The following is a 23,434-nucleotide window of genomic DNA, read 5'->3' as shown; positions in this document are numbered from 1 at the left end:
TATACTCCATCTTTTCCATGGATTCCTGGCATGTCTTCTACTTGAATTTTGCTGTAATAAATATTCTGAGGAATTATGTGTTTAAATCCATGTGGTGTCCATTGCAAAATACCCAGTTCAGACCAAATACTCCCAAACTGCCATCCTATAATTAAGCTATTAATATTTTTAGGGGTGATCCGTGCAGCATTCAAGTAACTAACGTTATACCCCTTCCCCTTTATATTTCCTAATACATACCAATTGCCCCAATGGTTTTTCAGTACAATAACATAAGTCTCTCCCTGCCATTTATAGACCGCTATTATTTCTTCAATCCCGTCTCCGTCCAGATCTGCCATGATCAGCGCTGGCCTTTTATAAGGCTTTTCCAATTCTATAAGCTTTGACCCAGGTGGTAAATAATTTTGTACGAAATTAACTAAACACATTCCATATGGCATAATGAAAACTTTCCTTTATATTACTTTTCAACATATTATATGAAAAATCATAGGAATAGTTATTAACTTTTTCCATACATTGGTGACATGGCCTTTCCCAATTATTTTTAAGATATTCATCTAAAGCACATTGTAAATTAAAAATAGGCATGCCTTCATCATAAGAATTTTTCATTTCCTCTATTATATTTTCATAAGGATTCATCACTTTATTTATATTGTTTACTGCACAGTGCTTACAGTGAAGATTGCAATAATCCGTTAAAATTATAGTTCCAAGTATAGGCTTTTTCTCTTTGAATATAATTGCCTTTATTCCGAATAAAGCAAGCTTTAAAAAATCACTTTTTTTCATATTTAATCTCCTAAATTAAATTTTATTTATAATTCTAACCTTTTTATCCAGGCCTTCTTCATGGACTCTTCCCATAAGTAATTTAAGTAGTATATGGAATACTGCTTTTCAACATAATGATAGGCAAATCTTCCTAGCTCTGTTAACAGGATTTTATTATCCTTTTCTTTGGACATTTTAAAAATTTTAAGTACTTTGAATAGGAGTTTAAATTCTTTTTCCATATGCTTATGAAATAGTTGATAAAACCTCTCTTTATCCATCACTCCATCATAACATCTCCAAAATATCCAAAATATCATTTTTTCCCTGTCCGTCATAATATTTACTAGATTTATAGGTAGTTTTATTGGATCTATTGAAGAAAGTGCTGAATGACTGTCCCCATGTACATGTATTGAATAACTGTCCCCATCTTATTCAAAAGCCTGCATACCTAAAGCATTATACATTTCCTCGTCAATATCATGAGTAGTTTTTAATTTATTATCTTTTCTAAATCTTATAACATGGGCTTTCATATTCTCTCCATAGACCCCATCTAATTGCCCTGAGTAATATCCCCTTTCCTTCAATGACCTCTGGGTTTCCATCACATCAGCACCTCTATCACCTGGTTTCAGTACCCTAAATTTATACCATGAAAGATTATATGGTCCACCATAAATCACCACCATAGTGCCGCAATCAACATACTTATATAACTCCTCCACATCTTTGTTAAACATTCTTATGCATCCTAAAGAATCTGGATTACTAATAGTTAAAGGTTTATCTGTACCATGTATTCCATATTTGCCCCAAGGAACGCTTAACTCCATCCATCTCGTTCCAAATCCTGTGCCCCAATCTTTAGCTTTATTTACAATAATCCAAGTTCCATAAGGTGAAGGTGTCTCCGGCTTTCCACCAGCTATAGGATACACTTTTATGGGCTCATTAGTATCATTCTTTATTAAATATAGTTTAAATTCCGATATATCCACCAAAATATTGTAATCATCTTTATTGCTTTTAGATGGTTTTTTCTCTGCTGCTTCGGCTCTTACTATAGTAGCTGAAGTAGTTGAAAATAAAATTAGTATAAACATCACTATTGCAAAAAAATATCTACATTTCTTCATTTTTTACTCCATACCCTTCTTAAATAATAAAACTGTTACATATTTATTTTTTCAAATGTTGCTTGATTTATACTATCATAAAAATTTACAATTCAATATCTTTCATATTACTACCTTTTAATATGAATAGTTTTTTATAGTTTTTTAGGGACAGTTAAGTATTTTTTAATATAGGATATATGATATCCTAGGGACAGTTAATAATATTTTAGATAATGTTTCTTGAAATTCTGGATTTAAGTAATATTTTTCTAAAATAAGGCAAGAATGTTTAATAAATGATTAAAGGATGTGTTCTTATGCCTAGATGTGCTAGAATTAAACCTGAAAATGCCATATTCCATATAATGATTAAAAGTATTAGTGAAGTGCCTTTTTTCAAAAATAATAGTGATAAAAATATGTATATTGACTTTATGAAACACTATAAAAAAATATATAATTTTAAGATTTATGCTTATTGCTTTATGAGTAATCATGCTCATTTCATAATTGATGCTAATGGAGCTGATATATCTAAGGTTATGCATAGTATTAATTTTCGATTTGCTATAAACTTTAATAAAAAATATGATAGACAGGGTCACCTTTTTCAAGATAGATTTAAAAGTAAAGTAATCCATAATAATAGGTATTTAATTACGGCTTCCGCTTATATTCACAGAAATCCAGTGGACATAGGAGAATATAAAAATTCTTTAGAAAAATATCAGTATTCAAGTCTATCTGTATATTTAGGCTTGAAAAAAGATCCTTTTGATCTAGTTGATGAAGATTTTATAATGCAGTTGTTAGATACTGACGTAAAAAAAGCTAGGAAAAGATATACCAAAATTGTATACAATGAGAATAAAAATTTTGAAAAGAAAATTGAATTTAAAGATGAAAAAACCCATTATAAAAGCGAAAGGACTATTCTTGTAAGAGACTTTAATCCAGATGATATTCTTCAGTTTATTTCTGAAAAACTTGCTATACCTAAAATAAAATTACATATAAAAAATAATAGAGCTTCAACAAAAGCTAGGGCTCTATCTGTTCTTTTAATGAGGTGTCTATGTGATTTTAGATGTAAGGATATTTGCAAAACCTTAGGGAATATAAGTCAAGGCAGAGTATCTGACTTATGCGCTATGGGGGTTAGTATTATTGAAAATGATGAACATTATAGAAACATAGTATCTGATTTTATATCTTCATATAGTGCTTAAGTAGAATACTAACTATATACTTAATTTTTTATTTTCAGTTATTCCCCTAGGTATTACTACGCCCTTTTTTAAAACTTAATCTAAAATAAATCCTCATTTAATTTTTACTATTTAACTTTGGACATGCTATCATAATTCAAACATTTTTTTGTATTTAATTAACCTCCAAAATACTATTAACCGTTCCTATTTCTCTATCTAAAATACTATTAACCGTCCCCATTTCTTTAATTTTATCTATTACTTGGGAACAGTTCTATACTTTTGCTTTAAATCTTAATAATTTTTATGGTAAAATTAAATTATCATATGAATATCTATAATATAAAAAAATTATTATAAGGGGTGTAAATAAATGCGGAAAACAAATTCTAAAAGACTTTTCATTGCATTAGTTGCAGTGATAATACTAATTTTATCAACCTTTGTTTTAGGCGGCTGTTCCTTTAAACAAAAAAATTCTGTAGAAACCTTTAATACATATAAAGATTATTGGCAGAAAAAAGATTACAAAGGCATGTATAGTATGTTGTCTAATGAAGCAAAAGCAAAGATTAGTGAAAAGAATTTTATAGATAGATATTCAAACATTTACAGTGGTATAGAAGCAAATAACATTTCTATAAATGCAGAAAGTACTGATAAAAATGCAGAAAAGATACCTTTCTCTTTAACTATGACAACTGCAGCGGGAGAAGTAGCTGTTAAGGGCTATGAGGCAGATATGGTTAAAGAAAAGGTGGATAATAAAAAGATTTGGGCTATTAATTGGAGTGAAAAAATGATATTTCCTCAAATGGAATCTCAGGACAAAGTTAGAGTAGAAACTATTGCTGCTAAAAGAGGAGAAATTTATGATAGAAATGGCTACGGACTTGCTATAAATGGCACTGTAGTAACTATTGGCATTAAACCTGCAGATTTTAATGCAAATAAAGAGGCTAATACTACAAATCTGGCTAAAATTTTAGATATAAAACCTTCAGCAATAGAAGATAAGTTAAAAGCTGACAGTAATCCTGAACATTTTCTTCCTATTGTCAATATATCCGTTGATAAAAAGGATATAATCGCAGAAGCTATGAAAATACCTGGGGTAATATACCAAAAACCAAATAATAGAATATATCAAGGTGGAGAAGCTATGGGTTCATTAATAGGTTATGTTGGGCCTATAACAGCGGAAGAACTTAAAAAATTACATGGTCAAGGGTACAGCTCTACCAGCAGCATAGGAAAAAGAGGCTTAGAGCAAGTTTATGAAAATAAATTAAGGGCTAAAGATGGTAAATTTATTTATATATCTAAACAAAAGGATGGGGTAGAAACAGAAAAAATACAAATAGCAAAAACAGAGCCGAAAAATGGAGAGAATATAACTCTTTCCATAGATGCAGAACTTCAGAAGAATATATATGAGAATATGAATGGAGAAAAAGGAGCTTCTACGGCTATAAACCCTAAAACTGGAGAAATTCTAGCTATGGTAAGTTCTCCATCCTTTGATCCAAATCTATTTACTACCTATGCTCCTGAAAGTATTAAAACACAATGGGAGAAAGATAAAAATATACAATTTGATAATAGATTTAAAGCTGCCTATGCACCTGGCTCAGCCTTTAAGTTATTTACTGCAATAGCTGGTTTAGAAAAAGGCAGTATAAATCCATCTGAAGCCATTAATATACAAGGAAATCAATGGCAGCCTAGCGGTAGTTGGGGGGCATATAAGGTTACAAGGGTAGTAGACCCAGGAAAACCAATTGATTTAAAAAATGCCTTCATATACTCTGACAATATATATTTTGCACAACAGGCACTTAAAATAGGCAAAGAGACCTTTATAGCAAAGGCAAAAGACTTTGGTATAGGTGAAACATTACCTATAGATTATCCCATTGCAAAATCTCAAATTTCTGCTGATAATAGTATAAAAAATGATATTCAACTAGCAGATAGCGGCTATGGTCAAGGGCAAGTATTAATGAGTCCATTGCATGTGGCTTTAATGTACAGTGCTGTACTAAATAAAGGGGATATAATGACACCTACTCTCCAACTCCAAAAAGACAAGGCAGCAGCAAAGGTATGGAAGAAAGGTGTTGTTTCTGAGAAAAATGCAAATATATTGTTGGAAGATCTTACGGAAGTTATAGAGAATCCATCTGGTACAGGGCATGGAGTTAAAATACCTGGAGTAGCTTTAGCTGGTAAAACAGGTACAGCAGAATTGAAAAAAAGTGTTGAGGATACTAGTGGAGAGGAATATGGATGGCTTGTGTCCATGAATACTGATAATCCTAAAATGGTACTAGTTACTATGATTGAAGATGTTAGATCAAAAGGTGGAAGCCATTATGTTATACCTATGCAAAAGAAAGTATTAGAATATTATTTTATTCAAAGAGGCGGACATTAATCAATTCAACAATAAAGACTTCAGCTAAAGAGCTGAGGTCTTTATATCTTATACACCTTATTAATAATTTTAAAGAAAAAATTTGCTATATAAAAATAAAATATAATATATATCCATGAGAACAATAGCAAAATACCTAGTTGTATATAAATTGAATATGGCATTTTCATACCAAATACAGGTATTCCTATTACAAAATTCATGACACTTAATGCAATTGTTAAAGCTGCAGATGATATAGCATATATGGTGAGTTTTTTATTAGTATAATGGTGGCAAACTCCAAGAGACAGCCCCACAATTCCATTGCTGCATAAAAAGAATAAGCCTTCATGTGCACTTAAAAACATAATGAGAATTGCAGCAATTATATACCCTGCTGCTCCAGCTTTAGGACTGATCTTAGCAATAATGTATATGGGCAAAGCACTTAAAATAGTAATAAACACCAAAGCCTCTGAAAATAATATAGGTACACTTTGAAACAGAACGGACAAACAAGTAAGAAGTCCTCCAATTACAATTATCCTTGTACTAATCATTTAACACCTCTCATGATTTCTATATCTATTAATATTAACAAGGCTTATAATATATTAATAAAATCATATATTAGAATTATTGCTTTATTCATTGAATATACTGTTATTGGTAATACTCTCAATTGTGGAGGAATGTATTTAATGAATAATAAAAAAGTTAGAAAAAATCGTGATGAAGAGGATGGCTTAAAAAATCCAAAATATGCCCCAAGAAAAGTAAACCCAGAAGATATACAGCTGCCTCCAGGTTATAAAATTCAGGTCTTCGCAAAGGATCTAGATACACCCATAAATTTAATAATAACTGAAGATAATGACATGTTACTTGCTGATTCAGGGGTTACTTCAGGAAGTGGAAAGGTTTTAAAGCTTACATCTAAAGGATTTCAAGTCATTGCTGAGGGCTTTAATCCTCCATTAACAGGTATAAATTATTATAATGGAAACATCTATGTATCCCACCGAGGTTCCATAACCATAATTAAACCAGATGGTACTAAGCAGGATATTATATCTGGACTTCCAAGCTTTGGAGATCACCATAACAACCAAGTTATATTTGGTGCTGATGGTAAAATGTATTTTGGACAAGGCACTGCTACTAATTCAGGCGTAGTTGGACTTGACAATGCCGGCTGGGTAAAAAAATATCCTTATTTTCATGACTATCCTGGTTCAACAATTGTTTTAACTGGTGAAAATTATGTAACAAAGAATTTTCTTAAGCCCTATGAAAAAAAGTTAGCTTACACCGGTGCATACTCTCCCTTTGGTGTTCCAACTGTACCTGGAGAGCATGTTAAAGGCATAATTCCTGCCAATGGAAGCATTCTTAGGGCAAATCCTGATGGTTCAAATCTGCAGCTAGTTGCTTGGGGCCTTAGAAATCCTTTTAGAATAAAATTTGATCACAATAACCGTTTGTTTTGTGCTAATCATGGAGCAGACGTAAGAGGCAGCCGTCCTTTAGACAAATGTCCTGATGAATTTCAGTTAATTATGCCTGGAATGTGGTATGGATGGCCTGATTATAGTGGTGGATTACCTGTCACTCTTCCCATGTTCAAGCCTGAAGGTATGTCCCAGCCAAAATTTTTGTTAGCATATCATCCTATGATACCACCAAAGCCCTTTGCAAATTTTCCTAATCATTCGGCTACCATGGGTTTTACTTTTAATTACAATAAAGACTTTGGTGATTTTGGTGATGCATATATAGCCGAATTTGGCAGTAACGCTCCTGAAACCACTGGAGGCAAACCATTGCCTAAGGTTGGTCATAGAGTATCTCAAATTCATATGAATACAGGTAAAATATCCACATTTGCAATTAATAAATCTGGTTATGCCGCTTCTTATACTGGAGGCGGTGGTTTCGAAAGACCTATTGATGTAGTATTTGATAAAGATGGAGCTATGTATGTGGTTGACTTCGCATTAAGTTCTCCAAATGAATCCAACAAATTTGCTCCCAACACCGGAGTAATATGGAAAATAACTAAATAACTAGGGACAGTTAATATAAAATTAACAAGGACACAGGCTTGAATTTAAATCTGTGTCCTTGTGTTAATCAAATTAATCAAACACTTACGAATTAATTATTACATTTTTGGACAATTCACTAATATAGGTTTGTTATATAACATCCTTTAATAGCTTATCTAACTCTTCAATCTTTTCCCTAGCCTTTTTATTATTGTTATCCTTGGTCAATATATACTTAAACATTTCCCTTGACTTACTATAAAGTCTTAAATTAGCAAGTCCTAAGGCCTTATTGTATAGTATATTTAAATCTTCACCTTTTTCATGAATAACCTTATTGTAGTATTGAATTGCCTTTAGAGGATTTTTTTCTAGAAGTTTATCCCCTCTTTTTGCATAGCTTTCCAAATCTCCTACATCATCTTTAGTTATAAAAGATAGCTGCCCTTCTCTAATAGGCTCGTCATATCTTTCATAATAATAACCCTGTATATAGTTTGTGCAATTTTCCACTATCTCTTCTGCTTCTTCTCCTTTAGGAACCCATATATTCGATTGACCCATACCCTTGCCGGCTCCAATTACCCTAGCTTGGTATATTACATAACTTCTATACATAGGTGGTATTAAAACACAATCCTCTACATTAGCCTTTATATTATAAAAGGCTACAGCATTTTCCTGATAATATCTATATACCCTAGCATTTTCATACCAACCTATTATTCTGTTTCCTACCTTATCATTAGGTCTCTTAGATACCCATACTACCAATACTTCATCTATAAATTCTTTTCCTTCAAAAGCTGAATCAATCTTCTCTATATGTAATTCATTCTCTTTACTTCCGTTGGATTTTGTGCATACATATCCATAATAGTGCCCATCCGTATTTAAAAAATTATACTGTTCTGCCCCTTGATGGCTCTTATCTACATATGCTCCTCCTAATGTAATAGGATCTTCCTTTTTTACACCTCTGTAACCTTTCATCCAACCTATGTTACAGAACACAATTCTCACTTTAACCACTCCATTTCATTTTGTTAGTAAAGTACCCCCTATATTATTTCTAATATAAGGGGATATATTTATTAAAATAAATTTTTTATTTAATTTTATTATACTTATATGTTTAAATTGACCAACCAGTATAAAATAATTCCATAAGTGTAAAATTATTTTACACTTTCATTATATCACTTATTAAAATAAAGTCCACAGAGTAATGGCCACTATATTATAAAAAGCATTCATTTATAGCTGGAAAGCTCATATTTTATCCCATATATCCTAATTTCTTTTTCTACAAGGTAAAAATAAAAAACCTACAGGTAAATAGCCAGTAGGTTGATAAGCTTAAAAGTGAATTATATAATTAAAAAACTTATTTTGTCAGCTTTTTAATTTCTCCTGATAATACTTCAAACATTTTTTTATCTTTTCTATCTAAAGCCTCATTGAGGAGTATATATATGGTGTTTAGATAAAGACTTTCCTTTTCCTTTTGTCTTAAAAAAGGTTTGTTAGGCTTTTCTAATTCCTTTATGATTTTTTTCTCTCTACAAAAAGCATTTAAAGCCAATAAGTACTCTCCTAATTCTTCCTTTGAAAGAACAAAAAATACTCTAAAAGAAGCACCAATGCCTTCTTTTACTGAACATAACTTTAAGTAATTCTCATTAAGAGAAGAAATAACTATTTTCTGTCCTTCTTTAACTAAAAATTCTTCTTCTATATTTAAATTATCAGAGCATGTACTATTATATACATTCTGTAAAAAGCATATATATTCTTCTAAACTCTTCTGTGAAAACACAAGGTTATTGAATGCATTACCTCTTTTGAAGCATAAATTATATACTTCCTCTCCTTTATGTCCGCTTTTCACTACAAATAAAATGTAATCTAAATATTTGTTTAAAGTCCTCTCTGGAATGAATTTTATGCCGCACTTAAATCTGTTACCTAATGTATTTTTTGGTAAAACAAAATTATCTATTTTCACGACAAATTCTCCTTTATTTCGATTTGAATTTAATACACCTATTATACATTAACTTTTTTATTAAAAAGCCTTTTGCTGAATATTAAAACAATTAAAATTTTACCAAAAATCCTTTAAAGTAGGTAAACTGCACCCTATAAATTAACACAGCCTGTTTTATTATGTATTTGATAAAGGGTACAATTTACTTTTGTACATAGTAAATCACTTTATTTTTAGTATTTTGTCAAAACAGTGTTTTTTAGTACTATTATCAAAAATAAAGTTTTCCCTCTATTTTTCTTTCATAACCTGACCAAGTACATGGGGTCATACCTTCTTTAATCTGTGATATTTTATTTAAAGAAGCATCTATATAATCAGCATAGTGAACTATATAAGCTTCTTCTGTATTAGGCTGCTTTGGAGAACCAAACTCTACCTTTCCATGATGTTGAACTATACATCCTACCATCCTTTCTTTAAAATCCTCACTGTAAAGCTCATGTTGAGCATCAAAAGCTTCCATAAGCATGGTCACTCCTATAACAATATGCCCTTCCATCTCCCCTTTTAATGTATAGGAAAAGGGTCCATCCGCAAACAGCTCATATATCTTTCCTATATCGTGGAGCTTAGCTCCAAGTATTGCTATTTCTTTATTTCTACAGTCATATCTATAGGCCATGCTCTTTGCCATGTACATTACATTTAAAGTGTGCTCTGCTAACCCACCTCTATAGTTATGATGCTGACTTACCCCTCCTATACCTTTTTTAAATTTCTCCAAAAATTCTTCATTTCTAAAAAAATAATCATTCAATGCTAATATTTCCTTACTTTTAAATTCTTCTTTGGATATATCTTCTATCTCTTTCATTATGTCATCAATAGGTCTTTTAACTGTAGAAAGATAATCTTCCATATTAAAATTTTCTATTTTTTCAAGAGAGGTTATATCAAAAATATTTCCTACCACTCCTTCTGCAATTATTACATCTCCAATTTTAAGAATATCCTCTTTATCTGGTATTGTGGATTTAATATCTCCCGTATTATCACCGGCATATGCTATGGTATTATTGTTATTATCTCTATAGAGTTTTTTCATTATCATTAAGCTGACTTTTGCATTGGTTCCAGCCTTCATATCTTTAACGTATAATTCTTTCATATATAATAATCTCCTTTCCTATAATGTATATATGTTATTTTCTACACACTCACTAATATTTATTATGTTCAGTACAAGTAAAAATATAAAAAGATTTAAGATTCCAAATGTTGTAACCCTAAATCCTTATTATACTAATAACTTACTTTTTCCCAATCTATATATTTATTTAACACTTGTACAGATCTTTCTAAGTATCTTTCTTCCATTTCCGTAAATCTTCCTTTATAAGGGCTATCTAAGTCTAATACTCCATAAACTTTATTATTTTTCACAATAGGAATAACCAACTCCGAATTTGAAGCCGCATCGCAGGCTATATGTCCCCCAAAATTATGTACCTCATCTATTTTCTCATACTCTTTTTATCTTTTGCTGCAGTGCCACAAACTCCAGCACCTACCTTTATTCTGTTGCAAGCAGGTAGTCCTTGAAACGGTCCAAGAACCAATTCGCCATTTTTCATTATATAAAATCCAACCCAGTTAATCCTATCTATCAAAGCATTGATTAGTGCAGAAGCATTACTTAAATTTGTTATTACATCTTTTTCATCACTTATTAACCCTTCTAACATAATAACCATATTTTCGTATTTTTCTTCTTCACTTAAGCCATTAAAAACACTTATATCAAACATAAATTTCCCCCAATTTAAAAATATTTATGTACACTATTCACTCTTTCATAAACTAAATTCACTACTTTTTCATTGCCAGCTATGATGTTTATACCATCTTCACCATTTTCCTTTTTTATTTTTGAGGTGATTACCTTTCCACCAGCTTCTTCTACAATAAGTTCCCCAGCAGCCAAATCCCAAAGACTTAATTTCAGCTCCCAATAACCATCTAATCTGCCACAAGCTACAGAACAAAGATCAAAAGCCGCACTTCCTGTTCTTCTAATTCCTTGTAGATCTCTTACTATATTGCTGAATAAATTTACATTGTTATGTTCTGAAATTCTTTTATCGTAAGGAAAGCCTGTAGCAAGAATACACTCTTGAAGTTCCTTTTTTTGTGCTACTTCTATTTTTTCTTCATTTAAAAAAGCACCTTCTCCTTTTATGGAGTAAAACATCTCATTAAGCTTTGGTACATAAACTACTCCTAACACTGTTTCCTCTAAATATTTTAAAGCTATAGATATACAGAATATTGGGAATCCATGTAAATAGTTATTTGTTCCATCTAATGGATCTACCACCCAGGTATAAGGACTTTTTGATTTCAATTTCCCTTTTTCTTCAGATAATATAGAATGATCCGGGTAATTTTCCCTTATTCTTTCTATAATAATCTTTTCCGAAAGAATATCTACTTCTGTTACCATATCTACTTTTGTACTTTTACTAGAATATTTTATATCCCCATTTAGCTTTTCTAATTGAATTTTACCAACTTCCAAAGCCCATGTCTTTACATTGGATAAAACCTCTTTCATTTCCATAAAGATCACCCTCTTTTGTTAAATTAATAAAACCTTGGTTTGTCTTACAATATCCATTATATATTGTAAACATGTGAACTACCACCACCTAAGATGTGGATGGCTTCGTGATCAATACTACTACTGTAGCAAGTTTACCCACGCTATTAAGGTTGCTCCGACCTCTCTAACAATATATCTTTTATTACATTGCTAGTTTTAGTAGATTTTTACTGGCATTTATATCCCTATCCATTATCATTCCACACACTGGGCATATATAAGTCCTGCAAGATAAGTCTTTTGTTTGATTTGATTGATTGCCACAATTAGAACATAGCTGACTACTTGCATAATTTGATGGTGCTATTATTATTTCTCTACCATACCATTTAGATTTATATTCTAACATTGTTCTAAATTCTGACCAGCTAACATCAGCTATTGACTTAGCTAATTTATGATTTTTTATCATGTTACTTACTTTTAAGTCCTCTATCACTATAACTTGGTTTTCGTTAATTAATTGAGTACTTACTTTGTGTAACATATCTTTTCTTTGATTAGCTATCTTTTCATGTAATCTTGATACTTTTATTCTAGCTTTTTTCCTATTATTACTGCCCTTTTGTTTTCTTGATAAGTCCTTTTGAAGCTTAGCTAATCTTTTTTCTGATTTCTTTAAGTGTTTTGGATTGCTGAAAATTTCTCCATCACTTGTTATTGCAAACTCTTTGATACCCAAATCAACTCCTACCTTTTTATCTGTTTTAGGCAGCTCAATGTTCTCACAATCAACTAATATGGATATGTAATATTTTCCACTAGGCACTTGAGATACAGTGCAAGACTTAATCAATCCATCGAATTGTCTATGCTGCTTAATCTTAATCATAGACTTTAATTTGGGTAATTTGATATGGCTATTTTCAATATATACAGTGCCATTTTGATTATTTGTTGTGTAATTATTGGTATTGGTTTTCTTCTTGAACTTTGGAAATCCAATTGACTTATTTCTGAAAAAATTCTTATATGCTTTATCTAAGTTCATTTGAGCATTAGCAAGTGCTAAACTATCAACTTCTTTAAGCCACTCAAATTCATTTTTATATTGTGCTGGTGCAGGATATTTCATTGTCTTAATGTCTAGTTCTTTATTTTCCTCATAAGATTTAATTCTATCTGCTAACATTTTATTATATACAAATCTAGTGCATCCAAAAGTCTTGGCTAAATATACTTTTTGTTCTTCATTCGGATATATTCTGAATTTGTAAGCCTTTAGCATTCTTTAACCTCATTTCATTCCTTGATTTTCAATGTACTTTCTAACTATATCCATTGGAGCACCGCCAGTTGTTATAAGACAATAGCTCCTGCTCCAAAAATGCTCTTTCCATAATTGGTTTTTTATTGATGGAAACTCTTTTTTTATAAGCCTACTGCTGGCACTTTTGTAAGCATTTAGGAATATTGATATATCTGTGTTTGGTGAACCTCTAAACAAAAGGTGTATATGGTCTTTATCATGATTCCATTCACCTAAAGTAATATTATATTTAGGGCATATATACTCAAATATTTCCCTTAGCCTGCTTGATATATCATCATTTATTACTTTTTTCCTATATTTAATAACCAATACTAAATGATAATTTAGTAAGAATACTGAATGATTATTTGTATCTAAATTCATTTATTTACCTCATTTATATATTTACTACTGATTTTAGAATACATCATCTTATAGTAATTCGTCAAGGAGTTATTATTTTAGGTATCGAACCTAAAATAATAAGGGCTATCCATCTACCACTTATAGAAGATGGGAGAATTCCACCCCTTCGGTTAAAAGGAAAGTAATGTATCCTATAAAATAAGTCTTAATTAATTTATTATTTTATGTGATAATAACTATATATACTAATATAGTTGAGGTGGATATACATGGATAAAAATATACAAATAGCTTTACTAAAAGAAGAATTGGAAGACTTAAAAGAAAGTTTTAAATACCAATTTGGTGATAGATATATGGATTTTCCTGAAGTCCGTGCAAGACTTGAAGTTATCACAAATATGATAGCTTTTTATGAAAAAGAAGACAATGAAGACTAAATAAAAATTGCTAGATAATTTTTATAGAGTACGGATCACAGAGTACAGCACAGATGCTATACTCTATTATCTGTAATCTGTTTGATAGTTTGCTATAACTAACTGCCCTAAAGAGATTCCTCCATCATTAGTAGGTATTTTCCCATGAGTATACACCTTAAATCCTTGTTTCTCAAGACCTACTGCAATGCCTTTAAGTAAAATATTATTTTGAAAAACTCCTCCACTTAAGACTACTTCATTTATTCCTCTCATATCTCTTATTCTTTCACACATATCTATGGTAAAGGCTATGACTGTATTGTGGAACCTCTTGGCTATTTTACCTTTATTTGACCCATCCTCTAAGTCACTCATTATATCCATTATTATCTTTTCTTCATTTATGATAAGTTCACCATTATTATCACATATATCATATGAATAGATCCCTTCTTCATCTAAACTGCATATACTTTCTAAAGCTATGGCCGCTTCTCCTTCATAGGTAACTTTTCTCTTTAAATCTAAAAGAGCAGATACTGCATCAAAAAATCTTCCCATGCTGGAAGTCCCTATGCAATTTAAATTTTTTTTAAGAATACTAAGTACATTTTTTATCATATGATTTTCTAAAGATTTTCCCCATGGAATGAAACTCTTAACTCTATCTCCATAACATTTATAAAGATAGCTCAATGCCATCCTATAGGGTTCTTTGATGGCAGCTTCTCCTCCAGGTAAGAGAGTATAATCTAAATGCCCAATCCTTTCAAAATCCTTATAATTGCATATTAAAAATTCTCCTCCCCATACCTTACCGTCAGTTCCATACCCTGTTCCATCATAAGCTATTCCTATCACTTTTTTATTTATATTATTTTCAACCATACAGCTGACTATGTGAGCATGATGATGTTGAATTGGGATCTTTTCCCCTTCCAAATTTTCCGAATATTCCCATCCTAAAAAATCTGGATGCATATCAAATGCAATTATTTTAGGTTTTATGGAGTAAATATTTTTAAAATGTTCTACTCCTCTTACAAAACTATTATAAACTTCTAAGTTTTCCATATCTCCTATATGAGGACTAATAAAAACATGGTGTTCCTTGGATATAGCAAAGGTATTTTTAAGCTGGGAACCGCAAGATAAGGAATCACAAATATTATCTAGTTTTAAAGCCATAGGAGCATATCCTCTGGCACTTCTTATAACCATTTCCTTATCCATAACCACCTGCACTACGGAATCATCCACAGGCATATGTATTTCCCTATTATGAAATAAGAAATAATCCACAATTCCTTTTAATTTTTCCACTGCATCTTCATTTTTATATACCATTGGAAGTCCACTAGAATTTGCACTGGTCATTATAAGCACATCTAACTCTTCATCAAACAAAAGCATATGAAGAGGTGTATAGGGTAGCATTATCCCCAATTTATTATTATCTGGAGACATATTATTAGGCAAAAGATCATTTTTTTTATTTAGTAAAAGTATAGGTCTTTTTCTTCCTGTAAGTATTTCCTCCTCCAAGGTATTTACCCTACAGTATTTTTTAACAGTATCTATATCTCTCATCATTAGTGCTAGTGATTTAAATGGTCTATTTTTTCTTTCTCTTAAAGTTTTAATGGCCTTTTCATTTTTACCATTACAGACTAAATGAAAGCCGCCTAATCCTTTCACTCCGACAATATAGCCTTTTTTTAATAACATTATTAAGCTTTCAATTGGCTCTTTATTTTCCATAACATTTCCCAAATTGTCTGTAAGCCAAACTTCAGGTCCACAATCCTTACATGCATTGGGCTGAGCATGAAACCTTCTATTCAAAGGGTTTTCATATTCCTTTTTACATATAGGACACATTTTAAATTCATCCATAGTGGTCATAGCCCTATCATAGGGAAGTTTCTTTATTATAGAATATCTTGGTCCACAATTTGTACAATTGGTAAATGGATATCTATATCTTCTATTATTAGAATCCTTTATATCACTTTCACAATCTTTGCAAATAGCCATATCTGGAGAAATAAGAGTGATGGAATTGCATATTTCATTACTCTTTTCTATAGTAAAACCCTTATATCCCTTAATGCTTTTATCCTCTATGGTTATTTCTTCAATTTTAGAAAGGGGAGGTGGACTATTTTTAAGGGTAATTAAGAAATTTTCCACGCCTATTTTTTCTCCCTCCAAATCTATATAAACTCCCTCGGAAGTATTCTTTACCCACCCTTTTAAATTATTTCTAATCGCCTCATTATATACAAAAGGCCTAAAGCCAACTCCCTGAACTATTCCATGAACTGTTACATATTTTCTCTCCATGATTATCTTCCTTTATAAATTAAAATTTATCCCATAGCTGCATTCCTATACTTGATGTAAATATATTTATAATTATTGCCTTTTATTACGCACAAATACATAAAGTTAACATACAAATATAATTTTACTATAAAACATCAGGTCACCTAGAATTTCTATTCCAGATGACCTGTACTTAACCTTGTACTATTATTTAATACCAATTTATGTTCTCTGCTACTACGGCTTTCTCTCCTAAATTTACATCCTTTAATGCCCATTTTTTAAATTCCTGATATCCTGTTCTATCTACAATATAGCCTATATGCTCTTTTCCTCCTGGGGCATCTTTATCCATATACTCTTCTATATATTTATAAGTATTGAGTATTATTTTTATTATGCTCTCTTCATCTATCCAAGTTATGAAATCTCTAGCTATTCTAGGATCCTTCTTTCCTGTCCTACCCAAAATAACAAGTTTATAATATTTTTCATTGCTTCTTGACCAAGCAGAGACTGGACACTTTCCTACACACTCACCACAGCCTATGCATTTGCTATGATCTCTTACCACCTTAAAGTTTTCAAAGGTTAATGCTCCTGTTACTCTTCTTTGGCAATTATTTACACAGGCTTTGCATCCAATACATCTATAAGCATCATATTGTGGCTCTGTCATTCCTATTATTCCAAAGTCATGCATTCTTGATTTTATACAATCATTGGGACATCCTGTTAAAGCAACCTTTACATGATAGTCATTTGGGAATATAGCCTTTTCTATTTTTTTAGCAAAATTAGTTGTATTGTAGTTAGCAAAAGGACATACTTGATTTCCTATACAAGCCGATACGTTTCTTGTACCAGACGCTGAGTATCCACCATTAGTATTTTCCTGATTTATCTCTAATCCTTCAATTATAGGCTGCAATGCTTTATTTACCTCTGGTATAAGTTTCATAGATATTCCAGGTATCTCAAAGCCCTGTCTTGTAGTTATGTGTAATGTTCCATTTCCGTATTTTTCTGCAATTTCTCCAAGTAAAACTAAATACTTTCCATCTATATGTCCGCCTGGTACTCTTACTCTAGCGGCAGTTATTCCTCTTTCTTTAGTTACTCTAAAAGCATTTTTCTTTAATAACTTTGTATTTATATCCATACTTACACCCCCTAATCTATAAGTTCTTTTCCCTTTGTATAGTTAAATACTGGTCCTTCTAAGCAAATATAGGTATCATTAACTTTACAATGCCCGCATTTTCCTAGTCCGCAGCACATCTTTCTTTCATAAGAAACCCATATATTTTCTTCTTTTATTCCATTTTTCATAAACTCAGCCACAGTAAACTTCATCATTATAGGAGGTCCTACTATTATTACGTCAGTATTATCTGCATTTTCAATATAGATATCTTTTACATAGTTTGTTATAAGACCTGTGTTCCCCCCGTAGCCTTCCTCAGCCTTATCAACAGTCACTATAGTTTTTATAGTTTTACTCCATTTCTTGAAATCATCTTTAAATAAAATATCCTGTGGAGACTTAAATCCAGATAGAAGTGTGAAGTTTTCTACTTCATCCACATTACTTGAAAAGTAATCCACTATTCCCTTTACAGGAGCAAGTCCTGTCCCCCCTGCTGCTACAATAAGCTCTTTTCCTTTATATAAATTTATATCAAAACCATTGCCATAAGGTCCCCTCATAAATAGAGTGTCCCCAGGGAAGAATGTGTGAATTACATCCGTAACTACTCCCACTCTTCTAATAGTTAAATCTACATAACCGTCCCCTATTTCACATACTGAAATTGGAGCCTCCCCATACTTTGGAATAGACACTTCAAAAAACTGTCCTGGTTTCACTTCACCTATAAATTCCATTCTAAAGGTGTAATCTATATCTGTTTGAGGAGTTATACCCATAATTTTTGATTTAAAAGGTAAATATATATTGTCTTCCATTTATCTTACCTCCTTAACCTCATCATTTAATTTATTTACACAGTTTGAAAAGGAAATATATTCAGGACATGCATCATCGCATCTTCCACAGCCTACGCACATATAATATCCAAATCTTTTTTTATAATCATATACCTTGTGCATTACTTTAAATCTCATTCTTTGTCCCTTATTTTCTCTAAACTCATGACCTCCTGCTACAGTAGTAAAACCATCTATTTGGCAGGATGCCCAAACCCTTCTTCTTTCCCCTGTGTTCTTATTATCTTTATAGAATATATCTTGCATAGTAAAACAGGAACAGGTTCCGCATACCGTATTGCATCTTCCACATGCAATACATCTTGAGGAATATTCCTTCCACATTTCTGATTTAAATATGCTTGTATCTAATCCTTTAGGTATAGTTACTTTAGTTTCATTGCTCTCCACAAATCTAGGGGACACTCTTTCACTATTTTCATTTTTGAAATACTTTTTAAAAGTTTCATCCTTACATTGAACCAATACATTTTCATCCCGTGTTTTCACAAATAAGGAATAATTATCTGTTTTATTTGTGCCCATACTTACGCAAAAGCAATTCTCAAAACTATTTTCACATTCCATAAGAACAAATTTTACTTTTTCTCTTAGCCTTTTATAATAAGGATCTTCTTGTCCATTTTTTAAATATATTTCATCTAATCTCTTTACTGCATGTATATCGCAACTTCTCAAAAAAATTAATATACCCTTTTCATCCACTTTAGGCTCTATTATTTCATCTTCTGTAAAGTAAAATAAAGTTTGGGTTATTGGAAATATGACCTCCTTGGGTGAAAAATAAGATTTCTTATTAAACTCTATTTCTTCTATTCTACCTATTTCTCCATATCTCACCATGTCTGTATCTGAAAAAGTTCCTTTTCCTTTTAAGAGCTTTGGTGCATATATTTTATACTTCTTTTTAAGTTCTTTTAATACCATATTAAAATCATATGTATTCATTGAAAATCCCAACCAGATTACCTCCTTTTATTTTTCCTTTTTACTTGAAATATACCAATATGTCCAACCTACAAACAATGCTCCTCCTATAATGTTTCCTAAAGTAACTGGTATTAAATTATGAGCTAGTCCACTCATTGAAACTGCTGCTTTGTGAGGGAGTAATAAAGCTATAGTAAATAATGTCATATTAGCCACACTATGCTCAAAACCAGTGGTTATAAAAGCAAACAAACACCAGAAAACCATTATAAGCTTTGCAGCTTCATCCTTAAGCTTAAAGAAACACCATACTGCTAAACAAACTAGAATATTACAAAGAATTCCTCTTATAAAAAGTTCACTAGTAGGTGCTGTCATTTTACTTCCTGCAGTCTTTACTATAAATTCTCCCGCACTTCCCTTTGAAAGCCCTGAATAAAAATATAATATTCCAAGCAAAATTGATCCTATAAAATTTCCTATGTAGCTATAAACCCAAATACTAATTGAATCTTTCCATGAAACCTTTTTTTCTAGTGAAGCTACAGTCATAATCATATTATTTCCCGTAAATAATTCTGAACCTGCTACAAGAACTAAACTTAAAGCAATTCCAAAGGATACCCCCATAAGAATTTTTGTAGCCGGTGAATTTACTGCCTGAAACAATCCACCAATAGTAAAAATAAGAAGTATTCCAAAACCAACATATATTCCAGCCAACATTGATGATATTAAATATTTTCCTCTACTGCTTTTCAATAAAGATACTTTTTTCTCACCTAAGATTGAAAGTTTGTTAATTTCTTCACTAAACAAAATATAACCCCCTTATAATCATCTCTAAAAAGAATACCATAAAATATGAAAAAGGAATGTGATATATATCACACTCCTCTAAAATACATGGATAATTTTTCTTTACTCTTTACTATTATTTTTTTATTCCTATACTCTATAAGTCCTTCTTTTTGAAGTTTATTCATAGATCTGGAAACTGTTTCTCTAGTAGATCCTAACATATCTGCAATATAAGTTATAGTTATATTTAAATCAATTAAAGTACCTTCTTCTATTTCCACTCCATAATCTTTGCTAAGCTTCCAAAGCTTGGCTGCCAACTTTTTATCAACTTTTATAGGTACTACATTTTTTAATTGTCTATAAAGTCTTCTAATTTTTCTTCCCATAGAGTTTAATACTCTTTTATTGAAGGAGAAATTCTTTTCCATAACTTTTAACAAATCTTCTTTTTTAAAAGATAATATAATACTATCCTCAAAAGCTTCACAATTTATGGATGCAGGTAAACCATCAAATATTACTTCATTTATTATCTCATCTCTATTTAATATATAAATTACTCTTTTTTGACCAACTTCAGAATATCTAAAAAGAGTTACTTTCCCCTGCAATACAATATAAATTCTATTTACCAAATCCTTTTCAGAAAATAATTTCTCCCCTTTTTTTAATTTTTCCTTACTTCCTTTTTCCACTAAAACTTCTATTTCTTCTTCCTTTAAATCCTCAAATAAACTTAAACCACAAATATCCCCTTTTAATATTTTATCCATTAGCTCGCCCCAAACTATTCCTTTTAATAATATTAACATATTTTAATCTTTATAAGCATATTTACTTCAATATTTATTTGAAAAAAACCATATTATATATTAAAATGAGAATACTATAATTAAAATATATTTTTTATAAAAGGAGGAAATTTAGATGGAAGCAGTAAATATGAGTTCAGTTGCTTATGAAGAATTTAAAAAGTTCTTAAAAGAAAACAATGTTACTACCAACATAATTAGAATTAATTTAGCAGGTGTTGGGTGAGGTAACTAACAGTTACAAATAAGTTATAAAAGGTTATAAAACATTAATAAAATTTATAACTTAGAAAATTGTTGACAGCCTCCCATGTTCATAAAGAGCATGGAGTGATGTATGAAATACATCCAAAATCCTTTGAATTGCTGGAAACCCCTAAAGCTAACTAAACTACAACGTAAGGATGAAATAAGCCTAAGCGTGATAGTTACGAAAGTAGAAAAAATTAGTTAGATGGCATAAGGTTAAATCCTAAGTGCACTGACTTTATGGTTAAAAACCGTTAGGTTGCGATAATGGGCAATCAGCAGGTAAGCCTCGAAAAGAGGAAACTTCAACGACTATCCTGTAATGGGAGTACACTACAAGCTATTGGTAGTGGAAGTGAAGGACACCGATTAGGTGATGATATAGTCTACGCTCATATGAAAGTATGAGAAGTTCATAAGTTTTACAAGACTTTGAGAACTGCTTAGTGATAGCGATACTAAGTGAATGAGGCATAAAACTTGTAAGAAGTTATAAGTATATAAAACACTCAGTAGTCTTTTTAGTTTACCTCAATTTCATTATATCCTCTAGTAATTAGGGGATAATGATAATGGAAGGGAGGTGAGAATGTGATAAAGGCAATAAAAATAAGGTTAAAGCCAACTAATGAGCAGGAAGTATTAATGTTTAAATCCATAGGTTGTGCAAGATTTGCTTACAACTGGGGACTTTCAAAATGGGATGAAATCTATAAGCAGGGCGGTAAGCCTTCGAAAGCAAAAATAAGAGCTGAATTTAACAATACAATTAAAAATGATAGCAATTATGTATGGTTAAAGGAGGTATCTGCTCAAGTTACACAGCATGCTTTTGAAGATTTAGATAATGCTTATAATAATTTCTTTAAAGTTTTATCAAAATATCCTAAGTTTAAAACTAAAAATATAATAAAGTTAGAAAAACAAATTAAGCTTATCCATAGAAAATTAAACAATATAAGACTTAATCATATACATCAAGCTACAAATATGATAGCTAAATTACATCCATATAGAGTTATTATGGAGAATTTAAATATTAGCGGGATGATGAAAAATAAATATTTATCAGAAAGCATACAGGAACAAAAATTTTACGAATTTATTAGGCAGATAAAATATAAATGTGAGTTTAACGGAATAGAGTTTGTTACAGCGAATAGGTTTTATCCTTCAAGTAAAATTTGTAGCTGTTGTGGCAGTAAAAAAGAAGATTTAAGGCTGAAAGATAGAATTTATGTATGTGATAAATGTGGTTTAGAAATAGATAGAGATAAAAATGCTTCAATTAATCTTGGTAATTATAAAATAGCATAATTGGTGATTTAAAAAAATTATGTTATATGTACCCTGCGTTGTAGGGGAATTTAAGTCCTTGGAGAATTACACCAAACTAGAGTAGAATAAGCAATTATTTGAAATAGAATTCTATGAATAGGAAATGTTATTTAGCAATGAATAGCACAAGTAAAATTTATATATTTATAACTTTTTATAAGTTTTATGCAACGGCGGCCCAGTTTTTAATCTTGTTCTGGATGAACAAAAGGCTAATGATGAAGTTACTAAAATAGAAGATACAACTTTTCTAGTAGATAAAGACTTAATAGCACAGTATGGCGGATTCACTTTAACCTGTGCTGAAGAAAATGGTATGGGTGGTTTCTCACTTCAACCAATGATACAAAACAATGATGATGAAGATGGCTGTTCAACTTGTTCTGGATGCCACTAAAATATTTATATAAAAAAACACCTTCATTGGAAATCTCCAATGAAGGTGTTTTTGTTGGAATATATTTTATTTGAAATATCTGTTTAATAAACCTTTGAAAGCTGCACCATGTCTTGCTTCATCTTTGCACATTTCATGTACTGTATCATGAATTGCATCTAGGTTTAATTTCTTAGCTAAAGTTGCTAAATCCTTCTTTCCCTGGCATGCTCCCTGTTCAGCTTCTACTCTCATTTCTAGATTCTTCTTTGTATCTGCTGTAACTACTTCTCCTAATAATTCTGCAAAT

General features: G+C 31.0%; 23 protein-coding genes and 1 pseudogene. 6 read left to right on the top strand and 18 right to left on the bottom strand.

Going from position 1 to position 23,434, the window contains the following annotated elements:
* Positions 1–417: 417 nt before the first annotated feature.
* The 3 genes from CLLI_RS14735 to CLLI_RS10865 all read right to left on the bottom strand — a co-directional run bounded on the left by CLLI_RS14735 (position 418) and on the right by CLLI_RS10865 (position 1,922).
* A complete protein-coding gene (locus CLLI_RS14735; protein ID WP_207655104.1) occupies positions 418–798 on the bottom strand; it encodes a hypothetical protein in 381 nt (126 codons plus the stop codon).
* 26 nt (positions 799–824) lie between these two features.
* On the bottom strand, positions 825–1,061 hold the full coding sequence (locus CLLI_RS10870; protein WP_207655103.1) for a hypothetical protein: 237 nt from the start codon (positions 1,059–1,061) through the stop codon (positions 825–827).
* 153 nt (positions 1,062–1,214) lie between these two features.
* Positions 1,215–1,922, bottom strand: a complete 708-nt coding sequence (locus CLLI_RS10865; protein WP_106064236.1) for a L,D-transpeptidase family protein — start codon at positions 1,920–1,922, stop codon at positions 1,215–1,217.
* A 278-nt stretch (positions 1,923–2,200) separates the two neighbouring features.
* Here CLLI_RS10865 and CLLI_RS10860 point away from each other — a divergent pair, with 278 nt between their 5' ends.
* Together CLLI_RS10860 and CLLI_RS10855 are read left to right on the top strand one after the other, a co-directional pair.
* Positions 2,201–3,133 (top strand): transposase, encoded by a 933-nt coding sequence (locus CLLI_RS10860; RefSeq protein WP_242975586.1) that lies wholly within the window; start codon positions 2,201–2,203, stop codon positions 3,131–3,133.
* A gap of 355 nt (positions 3,134–3,488) precedes the next feature.
* Positions 3,489–5,552, top strand: coding sequence for a penicillin-binding transpeptidase domain-containing protein (locus tag CLLI_RS10855; RefSeq protein ID WP_106064234.1), 2,064 nt, complete (start codon positions 3,489–3,491; stop codon positions 5,550–5,552).
* 41 nt (positions 5,553–5,593) lie between these two features.
* On the opposite strand, the gene CLLI_RS10850 is transcribed toward CLLI_RS10855, so the two are convergent.
* Positions 5,594–6,094, bottom strand: a complete 501-nt coding sequence (locus CLLI_RS10850) for a hypothetical protein (protein WP_106064233.1) — start codon at positions 6,092–6,094, stop codon at positions 5,594–5,596.
* Positions 6,095–6,235: 141 nt separating this feature from the next.
* On the opposite strand from CLLI_RS10850, the gene CLLI_RS10845 reads away from it, so the two are divergent.
* On the top strand, positions 6,236–7,600 hold the full coding sequence (locus tag CLLI_RS10845; RefSeq protein WP_146127092.1) for a PQQ-dependent sugar dehydrogenase: 1,365 nt from the start codon (positions 6,236–6,238) through the stop codon (positions 7,598–7,600).
* 132 nt (positions 7,601–7,732) lie between these two features.
* On the opposite strand, the gene CLLI_RS10840 is transcribed toward CLLI_RS10845, so the two are convergent.
* The 7 genes and pseudogenes from CLLI_RS10840 to tnpA form a co-directional block, all read right to left on the bottom strand.
* A complete protein-coding gene (locus tag CLLI_RS10840) occupies positions 7,733–8,605 on the bottom strand; it encodes a tetratricopeptide repeat protein (RefSeq protein WP_106064232.1) in 873 nt (290 codons plus the stop codon).
* 364 nt (positions 8,606–8,969) lie between these two features.
* Entirely contained in the window at positions 8,970–9,590 is a 621-nt protein-coding gene (locus CLLI_RS10835; protein ID WP_106064231.1) for a hypothetical protein, read from the bottom strand.
* A 253-nt stretch (positions 9,591–9,843) separates the two neighbouring features.
* Positions 9,844–10,743, bottom strand: coding sequence for an HD domain-containing protein (locus tag CLLI_RS10830; RefSeq protein ID WP_106064230.1), 900 nt, complete (start codon positions 10,741–10,743; stop codon positions 9,844–9,846).
* Positions 10,744–10,877: 134 nt separating this feature from the next.
* Positions 10,878–11,383 (bottom strand): annotated as a pseudogene (locus CLLI_RS10825) (GAF domain-containing protein).
* Positions 11,384–11,397: 14 nt separating this feature from the next.
* The gene (locus CLLI_RS10820; RefSeq protein ID WP_106064229.1) at positions 11,398–12,195 is read right to left on the bottom strand and encodes an inositol monophosphatase family protein; all 798 of its coding nucleotides are present in this window, start codon (positions 12,193–12,195) and stop codon (positions 11,398–11,400) included.
* A 184-nt stretch (positions 12,196–12,379) separates the two neighbouring features.
* A complete protein-coding gene (tnpB, locus tag CLLI_RS10815; RefSeq protein ID WP_106064228.1) occupies positions 12,380–13,465 on the bottom strand; it encodes an IS200/IS605 family element RNA-guided endonuclease TnpB in 1,086 nt (361 codons plus the stop codon).
* Positions 13,466–13,474: 9 nt separating this feature from the next.
* Positions 13,475–13,873 (bottom strand): IS200/IS605 family transposase, encoded by a 399-nt coding sequence (gene tnpA, locus CLLI_RS10810; RefSeq protein ID WP_106064227.1) that lies wholly within the window; start codon positions 13,871–13,873, stop codon positions 13,475–13,477.
* Between the two features lie 251 nt (positions 13,874–14,124).
* Between tnpA and CLLI_RS14555 the strand changes: the two genes are divergently transcribed.
* Complete coding sequence (locus CLLI_RS14555) at positions 14,125–14,295, top strand: hypothetical protein (RefSeq protein WP_170063710.1); 171 nt, start codon at positions 14,125–14,127, stop codon at positions 14,293–14,295.
* 66 nt (positions 14,296–14,361) lie between these two features.
* On the opposite strand, the gene hypF is transcribed toward CLLI_RS14555, so the two are convergent.
* From hypF to CLLI_RS10780, 6 genes are all read right to left on the bottom strand, one after another.
* Complete coding sequence (gene hypF / locus CLLI_RS10805) at positions 14,362–16,623, bottom strand: carbamoyltransferase HypF (RefSeq protein ID WP_106064226.1); 2,262 nt, start codon at positions 16,621–16,623, stop codon at positions 14,362–14,364.
* Positions 16,624–16,816: 193 nt separating this feature from the next.
* A complete protein-coding gene (gene asrC / locus CLLI_RS10800) occupies positions 16,817–17,767 on the bottom strand; it encodes a sulfite reductase subunit C (RefSeq protein ID WP_106064225.1) in 951 nt (316 codons plus the stop codon).
* Positions 17,768–17,778: 11 nt separating this feature from the next.
* Positions 17,779–18,573, bottom strand: coding sequence for an anaerobic sulfite reductase subunit AsrB (gene asrB / locus CLLI_RS10795; protein WP_106064224.1), 795 nt, complete (start codon positions 18,571–18,573; stop codon positions 17,779–17,781).
* Complete coding sequence (asrA, locus tag CLLI_RS10790; RefSeq protein ID WP_207655105.1) at positions 18,574–19,563, bottom strand: anaerobic sulfite reductase subunit AsrA; 990 nt, start codon at positions 19,561–19,563, stop codon at positions 18,574–18,576. It lies immediately after the preceding gene.
* 27 nt (positions 19,564–19,590) lie between these two features.
* On the bottom strand, positions 19,591–20,364 hold the full coding sequence (locus tag CLLI_RS10785; protein WP_106064222.1) for a formate/nitrite transporter family protein: 774 nt from the start codon (positions 20,362–20,364) through the stop codon (positions 19,591–19,593).
* Positions 20,365–20,432: 68 nt separating this feature from the next.
* A complete protein-coding gene (locus CLLI_RS10780; protein WP_106064221.1) occupies positions 20,433–21,122 on the bottom strand; it encodes a Crp/Fnr family transcriptional regulator in 690 nt (229 codons plus the stop codon).
* 154 nt (positions 21,123–21,276) lie between these two features.
* Here CLLI_RS10780 and CLLI_RS15190 point away from each other — a divergent pair, with 154 nt between their 5' ends.
* Positions 21,277–21,387, top strand: coding sequence for an iron-sulfur cluster assembly accessory protein (locus CLLI_RS15190; protein WP_479723247.1), 111 nt, complete (start codon positions 21,277–21,279; stop codon positions 21,385–21,387).
* Between the two features lie 614 nt (positions 21,388–22,001).
* A complete protein-coding gene (locus CLLI_RS10775; RefSeq protein WP_106064220.1) occupies positions 22,002–22,727 on the top strand; it encodes an RNA-guided endonuclease InsQ/TnpB family protein in 726 nt (241 codons plus the stop codon).
* Positions 22,728–23,211: 484 nt separating this feature from the next.
* Here the strand turns inward: CLLI_RS10775 and CLLI_RS10770 are convergent.
* Positions 23,212–23,434, bottom strand: a 223-nt coding sequence (locus CLLI_RS10770) for a ferritin family protein (protein ID WP_479723246.1), incomplete at its 5' end; no start/stop codon positions are given.

This window comes from Clostridium liquoris (assembly GCF_002995785.1).
In the GTDB taxonomy this organism is placed as follows: Bacteria; Bacillota; Clostridia; order Clostridiales; family Clostridiaceae; genus Clostridium_AO; species Clostridium_AO liquoris.
The sequence above is the reverse complement of the archived record's forward strand: the minus strand, read 5'-3'. Positions and strand labels throughout refer to the sequence as shown.